Origin of the sequence: Streptomyces sp. NPDC000151 (genome assembly GCF_040301705.1) — a bacterium.
Lineage (GTDB): Bacteria > Actinomycetota > Actinomycetes > Streptomycetales > Streptomycetaceae > Streptomyces.
In genome coordinates this window covers 26202-39921 of record NZ_JBEPFC010000027.1, presented here as the reverse complement: position 1 = coordinate 39921, position 13720 = coordinate 26202, and the positions used below count along the sequence as shown (strand labels likewise).

General features: G+C 69.9%; 15 protein-coding genes. 13 read left to right on the top strand and 2 right to left on the bottom strand.

The window, feature by feature from the left end; all coding sequences use genetic code 11:
- Positions 1–225 precede the first annotated feature (225 nt).
- The gene (locus ABT381_RS11505; RefSeq protein ID WP_030260828.1) at positions 226–507 is read right to left on the bottom strand and encodes an HPr family phosphocarrier protein; all 282 of its coding nucleotides are present in this window, start codon (positions 505–507) and stop codon (positions 226–228) included.
- Positions 508–753: 246 nt separating this feature from the next.
- On the opposite strand from ABT381_RS11505, the gene ABT381_RS11500 reads away from it, so the two are divergent.
- From ABT381_RS11500 to ABT381_RS11455, 10 genes are all read left to right on the top strand, one after another.
- A complete protein-coding gene (locus ABT381_RS11500) occupies positions 754–3639 on the top strand; it encodes a bifunctional acetate--CoA ligase family protein/GNAT family N-acetyltransferase (RefSeq protein WP_351591317.1) in 2886 nt (961 codons plus the stop codon).
- 56 nt (positions 3640–3695) lie between these two features.
- Complete coding sequence (locus ABT381_RS11495) at positions 3696–4286, top strand: DUF5998 family protein (RefSeq protein ID WP_351591314.1); 591 nt, start codon at positions 3696–3698, stop codon at positions 4284–4286.
- Positions 4286–5485, top strand: coding sequence for an alkaline phosphatase family protein (locus ABT381_RS11490; protein WP_351591311.1), 1200 nt, complete (start codon positions 4286–4288; stop codon positions 5483–5485). The genes ABT381_RS11495 and ABT381_RS11490 overlap by 1 nt, the downstream gene beginning before the upstream one ends.
- A gap of 325 nt (positions 5486–5810) precedes the next feature.
- Positions 5811–6461, top strand: a complete 651-nt coding sequence (locus tag ABT381_RS11485) for a thymidine kinase (RefSeq protein WP_351591308.1) — start codon at positions 5811–5813, stop codon at positions 6459–6461.
- Between the two features lie 643 nt (positions 6462–7104).
- Positions 7105–7407 (top strand): hypothetical protein, encoded by a 303-nt coding sequence (locus ABT381_RS11480; RefSeq protein ID WP_502965702.1) that lies wholly within the window; start codon positions 7105–7107, stop codon positions 7405–7407.
- Between the two features lie 10 nt (positions 7408–7417).
- Positions 7418–7759, top strand: coding sequence for a DUF6507 family protein (locus ABT381_RS11475; RefSeq protein WP_351591302.1), 342 nt, complete (start codon positions 7418–7420; stop codon positions 7757–7759).
- Positions 7760–8833, top strand: a complete 1074-nt coding sequence (locus tag ABT381_RS11470; RefSeq protein WP_351591299.1) for a hypothetical protein — start codon at positions 7760–7762, stop codon at positions 8831–8833.
- Complete coding sequence (locus ABT381_RS11465; protein ID WP_351591297.1) at positions 8760–9767, top strand: hypothetical protein; 1008 nt, start codon at positions 8760–8762, stop codon at positions 9765–9767. Before ABT381_RS11470 ends, ABT381_RS11465 begins: the two co-directional genes overlap by 74 nt.
- On the top strand, positions 9764–10213 hold the full coding sequence (locus ABT381_RS11460; RefSeq protein ID WP_351591294.1) for a hypothetical protein: 450 nt from the start codon (positions 9764–9766) through the stop codon (positions 10211–10213). The genes ABT381_RS11465 and ABT381_RS11460 overlap by 4 nt, the downstream gene beginning before the upstream one ends.
- The gene (locus tag ABT381_RS11455) at positions 10210–10911 is read left to right on the top strand and encodes a hypothetical protein (RefSeq protein WP_351591291.1); all 702 of its coding nucleotides are present in this window, start codon (positions 10210–10212) and stop codon (positions 10909–10911) included. The genes ABT381_RS11460 and ABT381_RS11455 overlap by 4 nt, the downstream gene beginning before the upstream one ends.
- Positions 10912–11109: 198 nt before the next feature.
- Here ABT381_RS11455 and ABT381_RS11450 read toward each other — a convergent pair whose 3' ends face one another.
- Positions 11110–11424, bottom strand: coding sequence for a type II toxin-antitoxin system Phd/YefM family antitoxin (locus tag ABT381_RS11450; RefSeq protein WP_351591289.1), 315 nt, complete (start codon positions 11422–11424; stop codon positions 11110–11112).
- A 128-nt stretch (positions 11425–11552) separates the two neighbouring features.
- On the opposite strand from ABT381_RS11450, the gene ABT381_RS11445 reads away from it, so the two are divergent.
- The 3 genes from ABT381_RS11445 to ABT381_RS11435 all read left to right on the top strand — a co-directional run bounded on the left by ABT381_RS11445 (position 11553) and on the right by ABT381_RS11435 (position 13489).
- On the top strand, positions 11553–12371 hold the full coding sequence (locus tag ABT381_RS11445) for a thioesterase domain-containing protein (RefSeq protein WP_351591287.1): 819 nt from the start codon (positions 11553–11555) through the stop codon (positions 12369–12371).
- 75 nt (positions 12372–12446) lie between these two features.
- Positions 12447–13112, top strand: a complete 666-nt coding sequence (locus ABT381_RS11440; RefSeq protein ID WP_467754708.1) for an ATP-dependent Clp protease proteolytic subunit — start codon at positions 12447–12449, stop codon at positions 13110–13112.
- Between the two features lie 59 nt (positions 13113–13171).
- Positions 13172–13489: a hypothetical protein gene (locus ABT381_RS11435; RefSeq protein ID WP_351591350.1), complete on the top strand. Its 318-nt coding sequence runs from the start codon at positions 13172–13174 to the stop codon at positions 13487–13489.
- Positions 13490–13720: the final 231 nt, after the last annotated feature.

Genomic DNA, 13720 nt, shown 5'->3' with positions numbered 1-13720 from the left:
TTCCGTACCCCTGCTCCGCCGTGCCCGAATTACTTTTGCGTGGGCCCGATTGTGCGTACCTGATTGCGTGCGCCCGAATGTCTTTTGCGTCGGATCCCGGCCGACGGGAAAGCGGGGAATTCCGTGCAATGCGAACGGCCCCGCCCATGACCCGTGTGCGGGTCACTGTGGCGGGGCCGTGACGGCGGTACCGGGCGGCGTACGGCCGCCGGTCTGCCCGAAGGGTCAGACCGTCTCCGGGAGCTCCTCGAGGCCCTCGGAGACGAGCTTTGCCAGGCGGTCCAGCGCGGCGTCGGCGCCGTCGGCGTCCGAAGCCAGCACGATCTCCTCGCCACCCTGGGCGCCCAGGCCCAGGACCGCGAGCATGGAGGCGGCGTTGACGGGGTTGCCGTCACCCTTGGCGATCGTGACCGGCACGCCGGAAGCGGTGGCCGCACGGACGAAGATCGAGGCGGGGCGGGCGTGCAGACCCTCGGCCCATCCGACATTGACGCGGCGCTCAGCCATGGTGTTGCCCTTCGGGTAGGGAAAGTTGTCTAGACCAGTCTCTCACGCGGGCACCGGTGGTCCGGTGTGCCCAGCCCCCGTGAGCGCTCGGATCCTAGAAGTCCAAGCCTGCGTCACGCCCAGGCTGTACGCATGCTGAGACCCGGTCGTACGCACCGTCCCGCCCCGGAGCACGTACGGTCGTCCCCGAGGCGCCCCGGACGCTTCGGCCGCCCCCGGATACGCACACGGTCGTACGCTGTCCGCATGGAGACGTCGTCGGATGCCGCCGCCTACCCCGCTCACTGGGAAGCCGACGTGGTGCTGCGTGACGGCGGCACCGCCCGGATCCGCCCCATCACCCCGGACGACGCGGAGCGCCTGGTCTCCTTCTACGAGCAGGTCTCCGACGAGTCGAAGTACTACCGCTTCTTCGCGCCCTACCCCCGGCTCTCCGACCGCGACGTGCACCGCTTCACCCACCACGACTACGTGGACCGGGTCGGGCTCGCCGCCTTCGTGGGCGGCGAGATGATCGCCACCGTCCGGTACGACCGCATCAACGCCGACGGCCGGCCCGCCACCGGCCCCGACGCCGACCAGGCCGAGATCGCCTTCCTCGTGCAGGACGCGCACCAGGGCCGCGGCGTGGCCTCCGCGCTCATGGAGCACGCCGCCGCGGTCGCGCGCGAGCGCGGCATCCGGCGCTTCGCCGCCGAGGTGCTGCCCGCCAACACCAAGATGATCAAGGTGTTCACGGACGCCGGATACACCCAGAAGCGCACCTTCGAGGACGGCGTCGTCCGCCTCGAATTCGACCTGGAGCCCACCGAGCAGTCCGTCGCCGTCATGCGCGGCCGCGAGCACCGCGCCGAGGCCCGCTCCGTACAGCGGCTGCTCGCCCCCGGGTCGATCGCCGTCATCGGTACGGGGCGCGCCCCCGGAGGCGTCGGCCGCTCCGCCCTCCGCAACATCCTCGACTCCGGCTTCACCGGCCGCACGTACGCCGTCAACCACGCCTTCCCCGAAGGCGGCAGCACGCTGGACCCGGAGGGCGTACCGGCCCACCGCTCCCTCCGGGACATCCCCGGCCCCGTCGACCTGGCCGTCGTCGCCGTGCCCGCCGCGCACGTCCCCGATGTCGTGCGCGACTGCGGCGAGCACGGCGTACAGGGGCTGATCGTCCTCACCTCCGGTTACGCGGAGGCCGGACCCGAAGGGCGCGAGAAGCAGCGCGCACTGCTGCGCCAGGCCCGCTCGTACGGCATGCGGCTGGTCGGCCCGAACGCGTTCGGGCTGATCAACACCGCGCCCGCCGTCCGCCTCAACGCCTCCCTCTCGCCCCGGCTGCCCGGTGCGGGCCGCGTCGGCCTGTTCACCCAGTCCGGCGCGATCGGCATCGGCCTGCTCAGCGCCCTCCAGGAGCGCGGCCCCGGGGACGGCGCGATCGCCGGCGTCTCCACCTTCGTATCCGCCGGCAACCGCGCCGACGTCTCCGGCAACGACCTGCTCCAGTACTGGTACGAGGACCCCGACACGGACGTCGCGCTGCTGTACCTGGAGTCCATCGGCAACCCGCGCAAGTTCACCCGGCTCGCCCGCCGCACCGCCGCCGCCAAGCCCGTCGTGGTCGTCAAGGGCGCCCGGCACAGCGGCACCGTCCCGCTCGGCCACACCGTCCCCACCACCCGCGTACCCGACTCCACCGTCTCCGCGCTCATGCGGCAGGCCGGCGTCATCCGGGTCGGCACCCTCACCGAGCTGATCGACGCGGGGCTGCTGCTGGCCTCCCAGCCGCTGCCCGCCGGCCCCCGGGTGGCGATCCTGGGCAACTCCGAAGCGCTCGCTCTCCTGGCGTACGACGCGTGCCTCACCGAGGGGCTGCGCCCGCAGCGCCCCCATGTGCTGCCCTTCGCCGCCACGACCGCCGACTTCCGCGCGGCGCTGGCCCGGGCTCTGGCCAACGACCGCATCGACGCGGTCGTCCTCACCGCCATCCCCTGGGTCGCCGAGGGCAGCAGCGCGGACCCGGAGGAGATCGCGGCCCTCGCCACGGCCCTGCGCGAGGCCGCGGCCGAGGGCCCCGCCAAGCCCGTCACCGTCGTCCACCTGGCGATGGAGGAGCTGGCGGGGGCGCTCTCGGGGACGGGGACGACGGGCGCGACAGCCTCGACAGAGGAGCCCGCGCCGCAAGCGGAGCCGGCGCTGCATCCGGAGGCGGCGCGGGACACGAAGGCAGCGCAGGACAAGGAGGAGGCGCGCCCCGGCCCGCCCCGCATCCCCGCCTACCCCTCGGCCGAGCGGGCCGTCCGGTCGCTCGCGGAGGCCGTCCGGTACGCGGCCTGGCGCCGCGAGTCCGCCGTACCGGGCAAGGTCCCCGAGTACGAGGACATCCAGGAGGCCGCAGCGGGCGCCGACATCGACCGGCTCCTCGACGAGCTCACCGCCGACACCGAGCCGCACCGCTCCGTGGCCCTGCCGCCCGACGAGGCCGCCGCCCTGCTCGGCCGCTACGGCATCCGCGTCCGCGCCGCGCTCCCCGCACCCGACCCGGACGCCGCCGTACGCGCCGCCGAGTCCCTGGGCTACCCCGTCGCCCTGAAGACCACGGCGCCGCACCTGAGGCACCGCGCAGACCTCGGGGGTGTGCGCCTCGACCTCCCCGGAGAGCGCGCCCTGCGCCGCGCCTATGAGGAGCTGACCGACTTCCTCGGGAAGCCCGAAGAGCTGCGCCCGGTGGTGCAGGCGATGGTGCCGCGCGGCGTGGACACGGTGATCCGCGCCTCCATCGACCCGGCGGCCGGCGCCGTCCTCTCCTTCGGCCTGGCCGGCGCCCCCTCCCAGCTCCTCGGCGACATGGCGCACCGCCTCATCCCCGCCACCGACCGCGACGTCGCCGAGCAGATCCGCTCCATCCGGACCGCGCCGCTGCTCTTCGGGTGGCGCGGCTCCCAGCCCGTGGACAGCGCCGCGCTGGAGGAACTGCTGCTGCGCGTCTCCCGGCTCGTCGACGACCACCCCGAGGTCGTCGGCATCGACCTGGAACCGGTCGTCGTCGCCCCTCAGGGCCTCGCCGTCCTCGGCGCCGCCGTCCGCCTCGCCCGCCCCCCGGCCACCACCGACCTCGGCCCGCGCCGCCTCCCTGCGTACTGAGCCCGGCCCGCCGCCTGCGGCCCGTGGCGGCCCCGGCGCCCCGTAGGATGGACGGCATGGCTAAGACCGGTACGACGACCCAGGGGCTGCGCGCGGCGATCGAGCGCAGCGGCTATTACCCGGCACTCGTGGCCGAGGCGGTGCAGGCCGCGGTGGGCGGCGAGCCGGTGGTGTCGTACCTGGTCCACCAGGAGACCACCTTCGACGCGAACGAAGTGCGCCGCCACGTCACGGTGCTGGTCCTCACCGACACCCGCTTCATCGTCAGCCACACCGACGAGCAGGCCGCGGACGCCACGTCGCCGACGCCGTACGCGACCACCTCCACCGAGTCGGTGAAGCTCGGCCGGATCTCCTCCGTCGTGCTCAGCCGCGTCGTGGCCAACCCGGAGTCGTACACCCCGGGGCAGCTGCCCCGCGAGGTCGTGCTGACCATCGGCTGGGGCGCCGTCGCCCGGCTCGACCTGGAGCCCGCCAGCTGCGGCGACCCGAACTGCGAGGCCGACCACGGCTACACCGGCTCCTCCACCGCCGACGACCTCTCGCTGCGGGTCAGCGAGGCCGGCGACGGCCCGGACACCGTCCGGCAGACGCTCGCGTTCGCCCAGGCGCTCTCCGAAGCCACCGCCGCATCGGCCGCCCGCTGATGACGGGTTTCGCCGTCGACCCGGCGTCCGCCTGGCCCGAGCCGCTGGACCTCGCCACCGCGCCGGTGCCCCGTTACGGCACGGGGGCGCTCTGCGACCTCCTGCCCGCCATCACCGCGGGCCAGGGCCTGGCGCACGCGCAGCCGACGAGCCTGGAGCTGGCGCCCGCCGACCGCGCCTGCGTCTTCCTCGTCGACGGCCTGGGCTGGGAGCTGCTACGCGCCCACCCGGACGAGGCGCCCTTCCTGACCTCGCTGCTCGGCACGTCCATGAACGGCACCGGGCTGCCCATGACGGCCGGCTTCCCGTCCACCACGGCCACTTCCCTGGCCTCGGTCGGCACGGGCCTGCCACCGGGCGCACACGGCCTCGCCGGATACACCGTCCAAGACCCCGACACCGGCGCGCTGATGAACCAGCTGCGCTGGCAGCCGTGGACCGACCCGTACGCCTGGCAGCCGTACCCCACGGTCTTCCAGCAGGCGCACGCGGCGGGCATCCACACCGCCCAGGTCTCCGCGCCGAACTTCGAGCGCACCCCGCTCACCGAGATCGCGCTCAGCGGCGGCACCTTCCACGGCCGCCTCTCCGGCGAGGACCGCATGGACCTGGCCGCCGAACAACTGGCCGCCGGCGACCGGTCGCTCGTCTACACGTACTACTCCGAGGTGGACGGCAAGGGCCACCGCTACGGCGTCGACTCTGACGCCTGGCGCGGCCAGCTGATGTACGTCGACCGGCTCGCGGAGCGGCTCGCCGAACAGCTGCCGCCGCGCTCGGCCCTGTACATCACCGCAGACCACGGCATGATCGACATCCCGTTCGACCCGGAGTCCCGCGTCGACTTCGACGAGGACTGGGAACTGCGCGCGGGCGTACGGCTGCTGGGCGGCGAGGGCCGCTGCCGCCATGTGTACGCGCATCCGGGCGCGGCCGACGACGTGCTCGCGGTCTGGCGCGAGGTGGTCGGCGAACAGATGTGGGTGGCCGGCCGCGAGGAGGCGATCGCCGCGGGGTGGTTCGGGCCACGCGTCGACGACCGGGTACGGGGCAGAATCGGTGATGTGGTGGCCGCCGCCCATGCCGACATGGTGATCATCGCGAGCGAGAAGGAACCCCGCGAATCGGCCATGGTCGGCATGCACGGCTCCATGACCCCGATCGAACAACTCGTCCCCCTCCTGGAAGTCCGCACCTGACGCACTCCGCCGGAGAGCCCACCCCGTGACGCGCACTGTGCGGAACCCGCACGCGGGTGCTCCGCCCGGCCGGAAGTCTGTACGTGACGTGCTCCGTCCGCGCTGTCAGTGGCACCCGTTACTGTGTTGAGCAGGGGTCCTGCGTCCCCCCCAACGGGGGAAGCGGTGGCTGAAACGGTACGGCGCCCGAACCGCTCTTCTCGGGGCCCGAACCGCCCTCCTCGGAGACAGCGGGAGCCGAAACCGCACCCATCCGAGCCCTCCACCCCATACGACCCGATTGCCGTCGGCAGGCCCCGACGCGCCCGAAAGGCAACAACCCCCCATGGCTGAACTGGTGTTCTTCAGCGGCACGATGGACTGCGGAAAGTCGACTCTGGCGCTGCAAATCGTGCACAACCGTTCGGCCCGTGGCCTGCAGAGTGTGATCTTTACGCGGGATGACCGTGCGGGTGAGGGCAAGCTGTCGTCGCGCTTGGGGTTGACCACCGACGCGGTGGAGGCGACGCCTGGGATGGATCTGTACGGGTTCGTCGTGGACCGCATGTCGCGGGGCGGCAGGGTCGACTACGTCATCGTGGACGAGGCCCAGTTCCTGTTGCCGGAGCAGATCGACCAGGCGGCCCGGATCGTGGACGATCTGGACCTGGACGTCTTTGCCTTCGGTATCACCACGGACTTCCGCACGAAGCTGTTCCCCGGGTCGCAGCGACTGTTTGAGCTGGCGGACCGGGTGGAGGCGCTGCAGGTCGAGGCGATGTGCTGGTGCGGCGCCCGGGCCACGCACAACGCTCGTACGCTGAGCGGCGAGATGGTCGTCGAGGGCGAGCAGGTCGTGGTGGGAGATGTGGATATGGCGACGGAGGTCGTCGGCTATGAGGTTCTGTGCCGACGCCACCATCGCCGCCGTATGACGAGCGCTTCCGCACGGGCGTCGGCACTGTCACCCGACGTACTGCCGGTCACCTCCGACTGACCTCTGCCGCCGCTGCGACAGCCGGGATTCCTTGAACACGTCGGCGTGAGGACTGGAGACCGCGCCTCATTGCTGCGCCCGGCTGGGTTCCTCGCCGGGGAGTTGAAGTCGACTGTCGGCGCTTCGGATACGAAAAGGCGCACTATCAGCGCTTCGCCGACGCCTACAGATGGGACGTCACCCGCCCGCACGGCTACCCGGTACTCCGGGACCTCCGCGAACTCCGAATGATCACCACAAACGCCTGCAAAGTCATGCACAGCCCCTGGCGACCCTACGACGGCAGACCTCCGCCAGGAAGCCGAGGAGAGACAACGTCCGCGCTATGCGCCCGCATCGTGCGCCGTGCCGCGGCGTGAGGCGCACTTCGCTGCCTGGAGGTCGATTGAGTCTGCATGCGTCTATGGGTAGCTTTGTTCGCCTGGCTGTGTGTCGCGCGTGCTCTACGTGGCTGGGCGTGCAGTCGGGCGGGAATGTTTCCTTGTCTGCGGGGCTGGGCGGTCGGTCCGGGTGGCGGGATCGGTAGCGCGAGTTGAGCAGGTGGCAGCGACGGTGGGCGCTGATACGCCTACGGGCTACACCTACGGGCTTACACCTACGGGAACGGGGCCACGGCCAAGGGGGAGAGGGCGCGAGTTGGGTAATGAGGGGGCGGCGGAGCCACGGCGCCGGTGCATCGGGCGGGGTGCAATCGAACCTCCACGGTGTCATCGCGGGTCTCGACTCGCTGAGCGGCGCGCCAAGACCGGTAAGGAAAGGCCGCGATGGCCGGATTCCGGCGGGCGGCGTCTCGGGCCAGTACCACGGCACGGAACAGCGCAGGAACAAGTCGGCGAGCGAAGTTCACTCCATCATTCGTCTGGTCAATTCGCCGCTGCAAAAGAACGATGGCACTGCCCGGCCCGCGCATCAGCAGACCAAAAGCGTGGCGGGCGGGATCGGCTGAGGGGTGAGTCATGAAGTTCGACATTTCGCCGAGCGGAATGAATGAAACCGGTCAGAAGGCCACCCGCCACGGCAACGACCTCGACTCGGATGTCCGGACACTGCTCGACGCGCTCGACGGTGCGGGGTCGGCGAGCGGCGGCCCGATCGCCGAGGCCCTGGCCAGGTTCGCGGGGGACGTCCAACAGAAGACCGGCATCATGTCGTCCAGGGTGGCGTGCACGGTGGACGGCGCCGGACGGGCAACCAGCATATTCGGGGAGGGGGACGACGAGATGAGAAGCAACGCGAACCAGGGAATGGGCGGGGTGAATTCTTCAGAAAACGGCTGGCTCGGGCAGGGTGGTCGTTAAATGACGGACACGCTGATCGACCCGGAGGAGATCCCTTCCCTGGACGACGTGCACTTCGGGGATGTGGAGGCGGAGGTCCGGACGATCCGGAGGGCCGCCTCTGGAATGGAGCACCGCGGCGGGAAAATCGACGGTGCGTGGGCAGCAGGTGTCGGCCTGAATTACCTTGCGCCGAACGGCGCGGTCCTCGCTGAAAAGCTGATTCCCGTCAAGCAGCAGGCGAGCAAGGTCGCCGAGGCCGCCCAGACCGTCGCTGATGTCCTGCAGGGGTACGTTGACGCCGGTGCGCCGATAAAGAAGTCGCTCAAGCAGCTGAAGCGCGATGCCGAGAGTCTGGTCGCCAAGGCGAAGCCGCTGGGCGAGGGCTGGCGGCACAAGCCGGACCTGGTCGAGGAGAACGATCGCATTACCTCCGCCGTACGCGTCAAGGTCGCCGCCCATGACGAGGCCAGTCAGACCGCCGTTGACAAGATCAATGCCACGAACGACGGCCCCGGAACCAACTGGGCCGAGCAGGGGCGTCAGTACCTGGGGTTCGGTGGTTACGGGACGACGGGGCTCGGTGCCGGCGTGTCGTGGGCGAGCTACTACAAGTACGGCAGGTTCGCCCCCAGGGGATATCTGCCGGGCGGCAGGTACGGCTATCTGCCGTGGAAGAACGAGCCGCTGTGGAAGAACACCTACCGGCGCATGTGGAGCACGAACTGGCAGGCCAAGAGCTATGCCGCCGCAAGCCGGAACAAGTGGGCGACCGTTGGCAAGTGGGGCGGCAAGGTGAGTATGGGACTCACCGCTGTTACCTCGGGGCTGAGCCAGTGGGGCCAGGACTCCCAGGACCCCAACATGTCCACCGGGAAGCGCGTCGCCCGCACCGGGGTCAAATCCGCCGCGACGACCGGCGGCACGTGGGCGGGTGCGGAAGGCGGCGCAGCGGCCGGTGCCGCGGTAGGCGCCGCATTCGGCGGAGTCGGCGCGCCGGTGGGCGCGGTGGTGGGTGGTCTTGTCGGTGCTGCCGCAGGTTCTGGCCTCGGCAGTGCGGCCGGAGACTGGATTAACGGAATTATTGGGAAGTGATGTAATCGTGGCGCGCCGGCGGACCCTGTCGATCTTTTCAGCGAGGTCGCCAGTGGTCGTGATGGCTTTGGTTTTTCTGGGCGTCTACCTAGAAACCAGTCACGCCAAGTCCTGGGGTATACAGGGACTTCCCGCAACCGTCGTCGGCGGTCTCGGATCTGTCTACACGGTGTGGTGCTGGCTCGGTCGTACGCGGCAGGCCCGTTCCTGGGCAGTGATCGATCGTGGTCCGCAACTGGCGCTCATCGGCATTCCCCTCTTTGCCTTCGTGATGCTCGGGGGCGGGATTTACTATCTCTTCGGTCTCCCCAAGCTGGTGGTTCTCCCCTTCGCCTTCATCAGCGCTCTGCACTTCCTGGTCCTGCTCGCCGGGTTCTTCGGTCTCCCGAAATGGTGGGGCCCCCGTTGGTTCCGCCGAGGCGAGTACAAGAAGGATTTCAAGGGCGCGCAGCCTCAGGGCGCTCTGGGGACCTTGGTGGATTCCTGCGCAGCACAGACTCCTACCCTGCTCAGTCAGGAAGAGATAGGGAAGAGATTCGGGGATGTGTCCGAGCCCGTGGCCCAGTGGAAGGGCGGCTGGGTGCACGATCCGGATACCGACGAGCAGGGTCACGGGCTCGCGCGCAAGGGAACGGTCGAGGGCAAGCTGGCCTGGTATCCGCAGGGGTTGGGCTTCGCCGCCACCAAGCAGGAGGACTCGCTTCGCCAGAAGCCGACCGTCGTGACGATTCCCGCCGGTCAGCTCACCGGGGTCGAGGTGGTGCCCGCGCGGGCGGGCGCGGACGGTCGCCGACGACCGGGATTCTGGATGCGTTCGCCCTTCCCCAGGCTGGTCGTGCGGACCGCGAGCGGCGCCTATGTATTCGACGTGGCCAGGGGCCGAGCGCGAAAGGTGGCCGCCTTCATCAGGGAACGGACCGGGCAGCACGCATGACCAGCAACGAACTGCAGCCGTACGAAGACCGGGAATTCAATATCGCCCTTCCGGAGCACTGGGAGGCGGTGGAATCCCCAGGGCCGCCGGTCGCCCTGATCGCCGTGGAGCCGGGGGACGGCGAGGCGTTCCGCGCCAACGTCGTCGTCACGGCCGAGGACGTCGAGGACGCACGGCAGTGGCAGCAGGCCGTGGGCCGGGCGCTGGAGGACCACCTCCAGGAGTACTTGCTGGTGGACGAGGAGCCGATGGGTTCCGGCACGCGACGGCTGTTCCACCATGTCCTTCCCGAGGCCGGGGCCATCACCGCGGAGCAGTGGTCCTGGACGACGGGGCGCCGGGGGTTCACCGTGACCGCCTCGGCCGCCACATTCGACTACGACGCGAAGGCGGACCTGTTCGCCTCGGTCGCCGGCTGCTTCCGTCTTCGGGAGGTGCCCACATGACCGGGGTGCTCTTCGACGGTGACAGCGGCCGGCTGCGCCTGTCCCCGGAACTGTTCGAGGCCTTCTACGACTGGGCGGAGGGTGAGCGGGGCGACGGCGAAGGGCTGCGTACGCTTTCGGAGGCCGGGGTGCTGGCCGACGGGAAGCCGCACCCGGCCGTCGCGCCGGTGGTGGACGCCATGTCCGACCCGGCGTGCCTGCTCTCCGTCCACGGCGCCGCCGCGGACGGCAGCGGCGTGCACGGTGCCGGCTGGCTGGGCGGGGAGTCCGCGGCACTGCTCCTGGACGCCCCGGACGACCTGGTGGAACTGACCGGCACGGCCCCGGCGTCGATGCCGGCCGCGGTGGCCTGTGTCGTCGGGCTCGCGCCCCGGCCGGTGCCCGACGCGGCTGCGGTCCCGCTGCCCACCGCCGAGGTCGAGGAGCTGTTCGAGAACGAACCGCACGATGGCCGCCCGCTGACCGGACACTCGGTGCTGGAGGCGGTCGGTGCTTCCGCCGCGGACGGTGCGCGGTGGTGGGAGGTGGCGACGCGGTGGCCCGATGCGGCGGGCACCCCGCACACGCGCACCCTGCGGGTCCTCGACACCGCCGACGGGCTGTGGGCCGTGATCAGGAGTGACTCCGAGCGGACCACGTTGGAGCCGGTCTCGGCGACTGCGGTGTGGCGGTTGCTGCTGCGCTGTTTTCCCTTGTAGGTGACGCGGACAAAGAAAACGACAGCGTCCCCGCGAGTCGTAGCACCGGTCGAACCGGTGCTGTTCGCACCGAAGAGACGGGAGTCGTCGGCTTGTGGCCGGCGGCTTCCGTGCGTACTACGGGCGCGTACTACGGCCGCGTACTGCGGGGTTCTGCCCCGCCGCTGAGCCCTCCGGACCAGGGAGGGCCGCGCCCTGTCAGGGGCCGTAAGGGCCGGAGTTGTACGGGGAGCCGTATTCGGCGACGAGGCCGAAGCGGCCCTGGCCCTGTTCGCCGGGGGACTGGACCTCCGAGACGAAGGACACGGTCCCGATCACCCGTTCCTGTACCTCCTGGGCTTCCTGCGCCTCCTGAGCCGCGGCGTCCAGCTGTTCCAACTCCGCGGCCGACACAAGGGCGACGAGCGGCTTGCCGTGGCGGGTCACGACGACGCGCTCCCCGCCGTACACCGCGCGGTTGATCAGGTCGGCGAGTTCGGCCCGGGCTTGCGTCACGGGAATCTCATAAGCCATGATCACCATCCTACGTCCTGTACATCCTGTACGTTCGTGCGAACGCGCTTGCGCTTCTGCTGAGGGGGAGGGTCATGCCATGCCCCCGCCGGCCGGCCGTGAGCCCGACCGACAAGGAGCTGTGTGAAGTGGGCGGAAACCTGGTCTGCCTGAAGGCGTCCAGTGGGCGGCACGCCCTGGTCTTCATCCACCCCGCGAGCGGTTCGGCCGCCTCGTTCCGCGCCCTGCAGCCGCATCTGCGTTCGGACTGCTCCGTCTACGCCTTCCAGGCCACGGGCATCGACCCCGGCCGTCCCCGGTCCATCGAGGGCATCGCGGACGCCTACCTGACGGAGTATCTGGCCACCGACTCCCGGTCGGTGCCCGTCTTCGTCGGCTGGTCCTTCAGCGGGCCGGTCGCCGTGGAGATGGCGCGCCTCGCCGAGGAGCGGGGGGTCGCTCCGGCCGGCGTGATCCTGCTGGACAGCGCGACCCATGAGGTGCTGGCGGGCCGTACGACCGATCTGGCCACGGAGGTGGGCGGGCTCTTCGGGATCGACATGTCCGGCGCCGGATTCTCCGCCGGGGCCTCCTCGGCCGATGACTCCGCGGTCGCCGCGCTTCTCGACCACGCGGCGGACCTGATCGCTGTCGCGAATGACGTGCCGGGGCTCACGGGCCAGGATCTGCGCCCCTTCTGGGACATCTACCGCTGGCACCAGGGGATTTTCGACAACAGCTGGCAGGCCAGGCCCTGTTCGGCGCCGCTCCTGGTGATCCGGGCGCGGGACGAAACCGGCTGGAACGCGGCGCCGGAGTGCCTCGGCTGGTCCGAGGTGACCGGCCGCCCGGCGACCGTCGCCTGGGCCGACGGCACGCACTACACGATGATGGACGACGCCCGGCTGGGAGAGATCGCGCCCATCATCGAGCGGGCCGTCGAAAACGCTTTTGCTGTAAAGACGTGAACTTTTTGACGTAAAGGCGTGAACTACGTCTCTCTGTTTGAATTGTTCGACTTCTCGCCAGGCTATTTTCCGCTTCTGCAACAGGACGGTACTGTGAACTCCAGCAATCTTTCCGATGCTCGCGCCCGACTGCCCCAGGCCGAGGCGCGCTATGTGGTCCCGCGCTTTGTGGAGCGCACCTCGCAGGGTGTCCGTGAGTACGATCCGTACGCCAAGCTCTTCGAGGAGCGCATCATCTTCCTGGGTGTGCAGCTCGACGACGCCTCGGCCAATGACATCATGGCCCAGCTGATCTGCCTGGAATCGATGGACCCGGACCGGGACATCTCGCTCTACATCAACAGCCCGGGCGGCTCTTTCACCGCGCTGACCGCGATCTACGACACCATGCAGTACGTCAAGCCCGACATCCAGACGGTCTGTCTGGGGCAGGCGGCCTCCGGTGCGGCCATTCTGCTGGCGGCGGGTACCCCCGGAAAGCGGCTGGCGCTGCCCAACGCCCGGGTGCTGATTCATCAGCCGTACACCGAAACCGGTCGCGGCCAGGTCTCCGACCTCGAGATCCAGGCCAATGAAATCCTGCGTATGCGGTCGCAGATGGAAGAGATGCTTTCCAAGCACTCCGACGCGCCGATCGAGAAGGTCCGCGAGGACATCGAGCGCGACAAGATCCTGACGGCCGAGATGGCCCGTGATTACGGGATCGTGGACCAGGTCGTGGTGCCGCGTAACGTCCAGTAGCCGGGCCGATCTCCCGACTGAGTGATCAAGACGAGTGCAGGCAGGCGGTCGCGTCCGTGATGTTCCCCGAAGGTCCCAAGATTCCGGCTCTCACCGAGGCCGAGTCCAAGGTCGTGGATGCTTATGTGGCTGTTCTGAAACGGCTGGGCGACGCCAACCCCACGCAGACGAAGGGTACGTACACGGCGCTCAGGGCCGCGCAGGCACTCGTCTCCGAGACGCGGGCGCTGCGGGACGCACTGTCCTTGATGTTCGAGCGTCAGGAAAAAGAGATTCACGTGCGCACGATGGCGAAAGCCCTGCAGTCGCTCGACGGTGACCGTTTCCTGCCCCGGCTGGGCTCGCCCGGCGACGGGGCGTCGCCCGAAGGTTCCTGACCGGGCGGCGAATCACCGGAGAACTCCGTGCCTGCCGGCGCCGATGGCCTTGCCGTCATCGGCGCCGGTTCGTTCTGCGTGCGCCGCGGCGACCCGGCGCATTGAAGTCGGAATTCTTTATTCCGGTTACTGATGACGTCGATGAGAGGTCGGCGGAGGGGGCGGCAGAGAGGTCGGCGGGGGTTCCGCATAACGGTCAGACATCTCGATCCGTTTCCATGGTGCGCATTT

What these genes read in the sequence shown, in the direction of transcription:
- ABT381_RS11505 (WP_030260828.1), bottom strand. Translation starts at nt 507, where the DNA reads ATGGCTGAGCGCCGCGTCAATGTCGGATGGGCCGAGGGTCTGCACGCC.
- ABT381_RS11500 (WP_351591317.1), top strand. Translation starts at nt 754, where the DNA reads ATGGAGACGTCGTCGGATGCCGCCGCCTACCCCGCTCACTGGGAAGCC.
- ABT381_RS11495 (WP_351591314.1), top strand. Translation starts at nt 3,696, where the DNA reads ATGGCTAAGACCGGTACGACGACCCAGGGGCTGCGCGCGGCGATCGAG.
- ABT381_RS11490 (WP_351591311.1), top strand. Translation starts at nt 4,286, where the DNA reads ATGACGGGTTTCGCCGTCGACCCGGCGTCCGCCTGGCCCGAGCCGCTG.
- ABT381_RS11485 (WP_351591308.1), top strand. Translation starts at nt 5,811, where the DNA reads ATGGCTGAACTGGTGTTCTTCAGCGGCACGATGGACTGCGGAAAGTCG.
- ABT381_RS11480 (WP_502965702.1), top strand. Translation starts at nt 7,105, where the DNA reads ATGAGGGGGCGGCGGAGCCACGGCGCCGGTGCATCGGGCGGGGTGCAA.
- ABT381_RS11475 (WP_351591302.1), top strand. Translation starts at nt 7,418, where the DNA reads ATGAAGTTCGACATTTCGCCGAGCGGAATGAATGAAACCGGTCAGAAG.
- ABT381_RS11470 (WP_351591299.1), top strand. Translation starts at nt 7,760, where the DNA reads ATGACGGACACGCTGATCGACCCGGAGGAGATCCCTTCCCTGGACGAC.
- ABT381_RS11460 (WP_351591294.1), top strand. Translation starts at nt 9,764, where the DNA reads ATGACCAGCAACGAACTGCAGCCGTACGAAGACCGGGAATTCAATATC.
- ABT381_RS11455 (WP_351591291.1), top strand. Translation starts at nt 10,210, where the DNA reads ATGACCGGGGTGCTCTTCGACGGTGACAGCGGCCGGCTGCGCCTGTCC.
- ABT381_RS11450 (WP_351591289.1), bottom strand. Translation starts at nt 11,424, where the DNA reads ATGGCTTATGAGATTCCCGTGACGCAAGCCCGGGCCGAACTCGCCGAC.
- ABT381_RS11435 (WP_351591350.1), top strand. Translation starts at nt 13,172, where the DNA reads ATGTTCCCCGAAGGTCCCAAGATTCCGGCTCTCACCGAGGCCGAGTCC.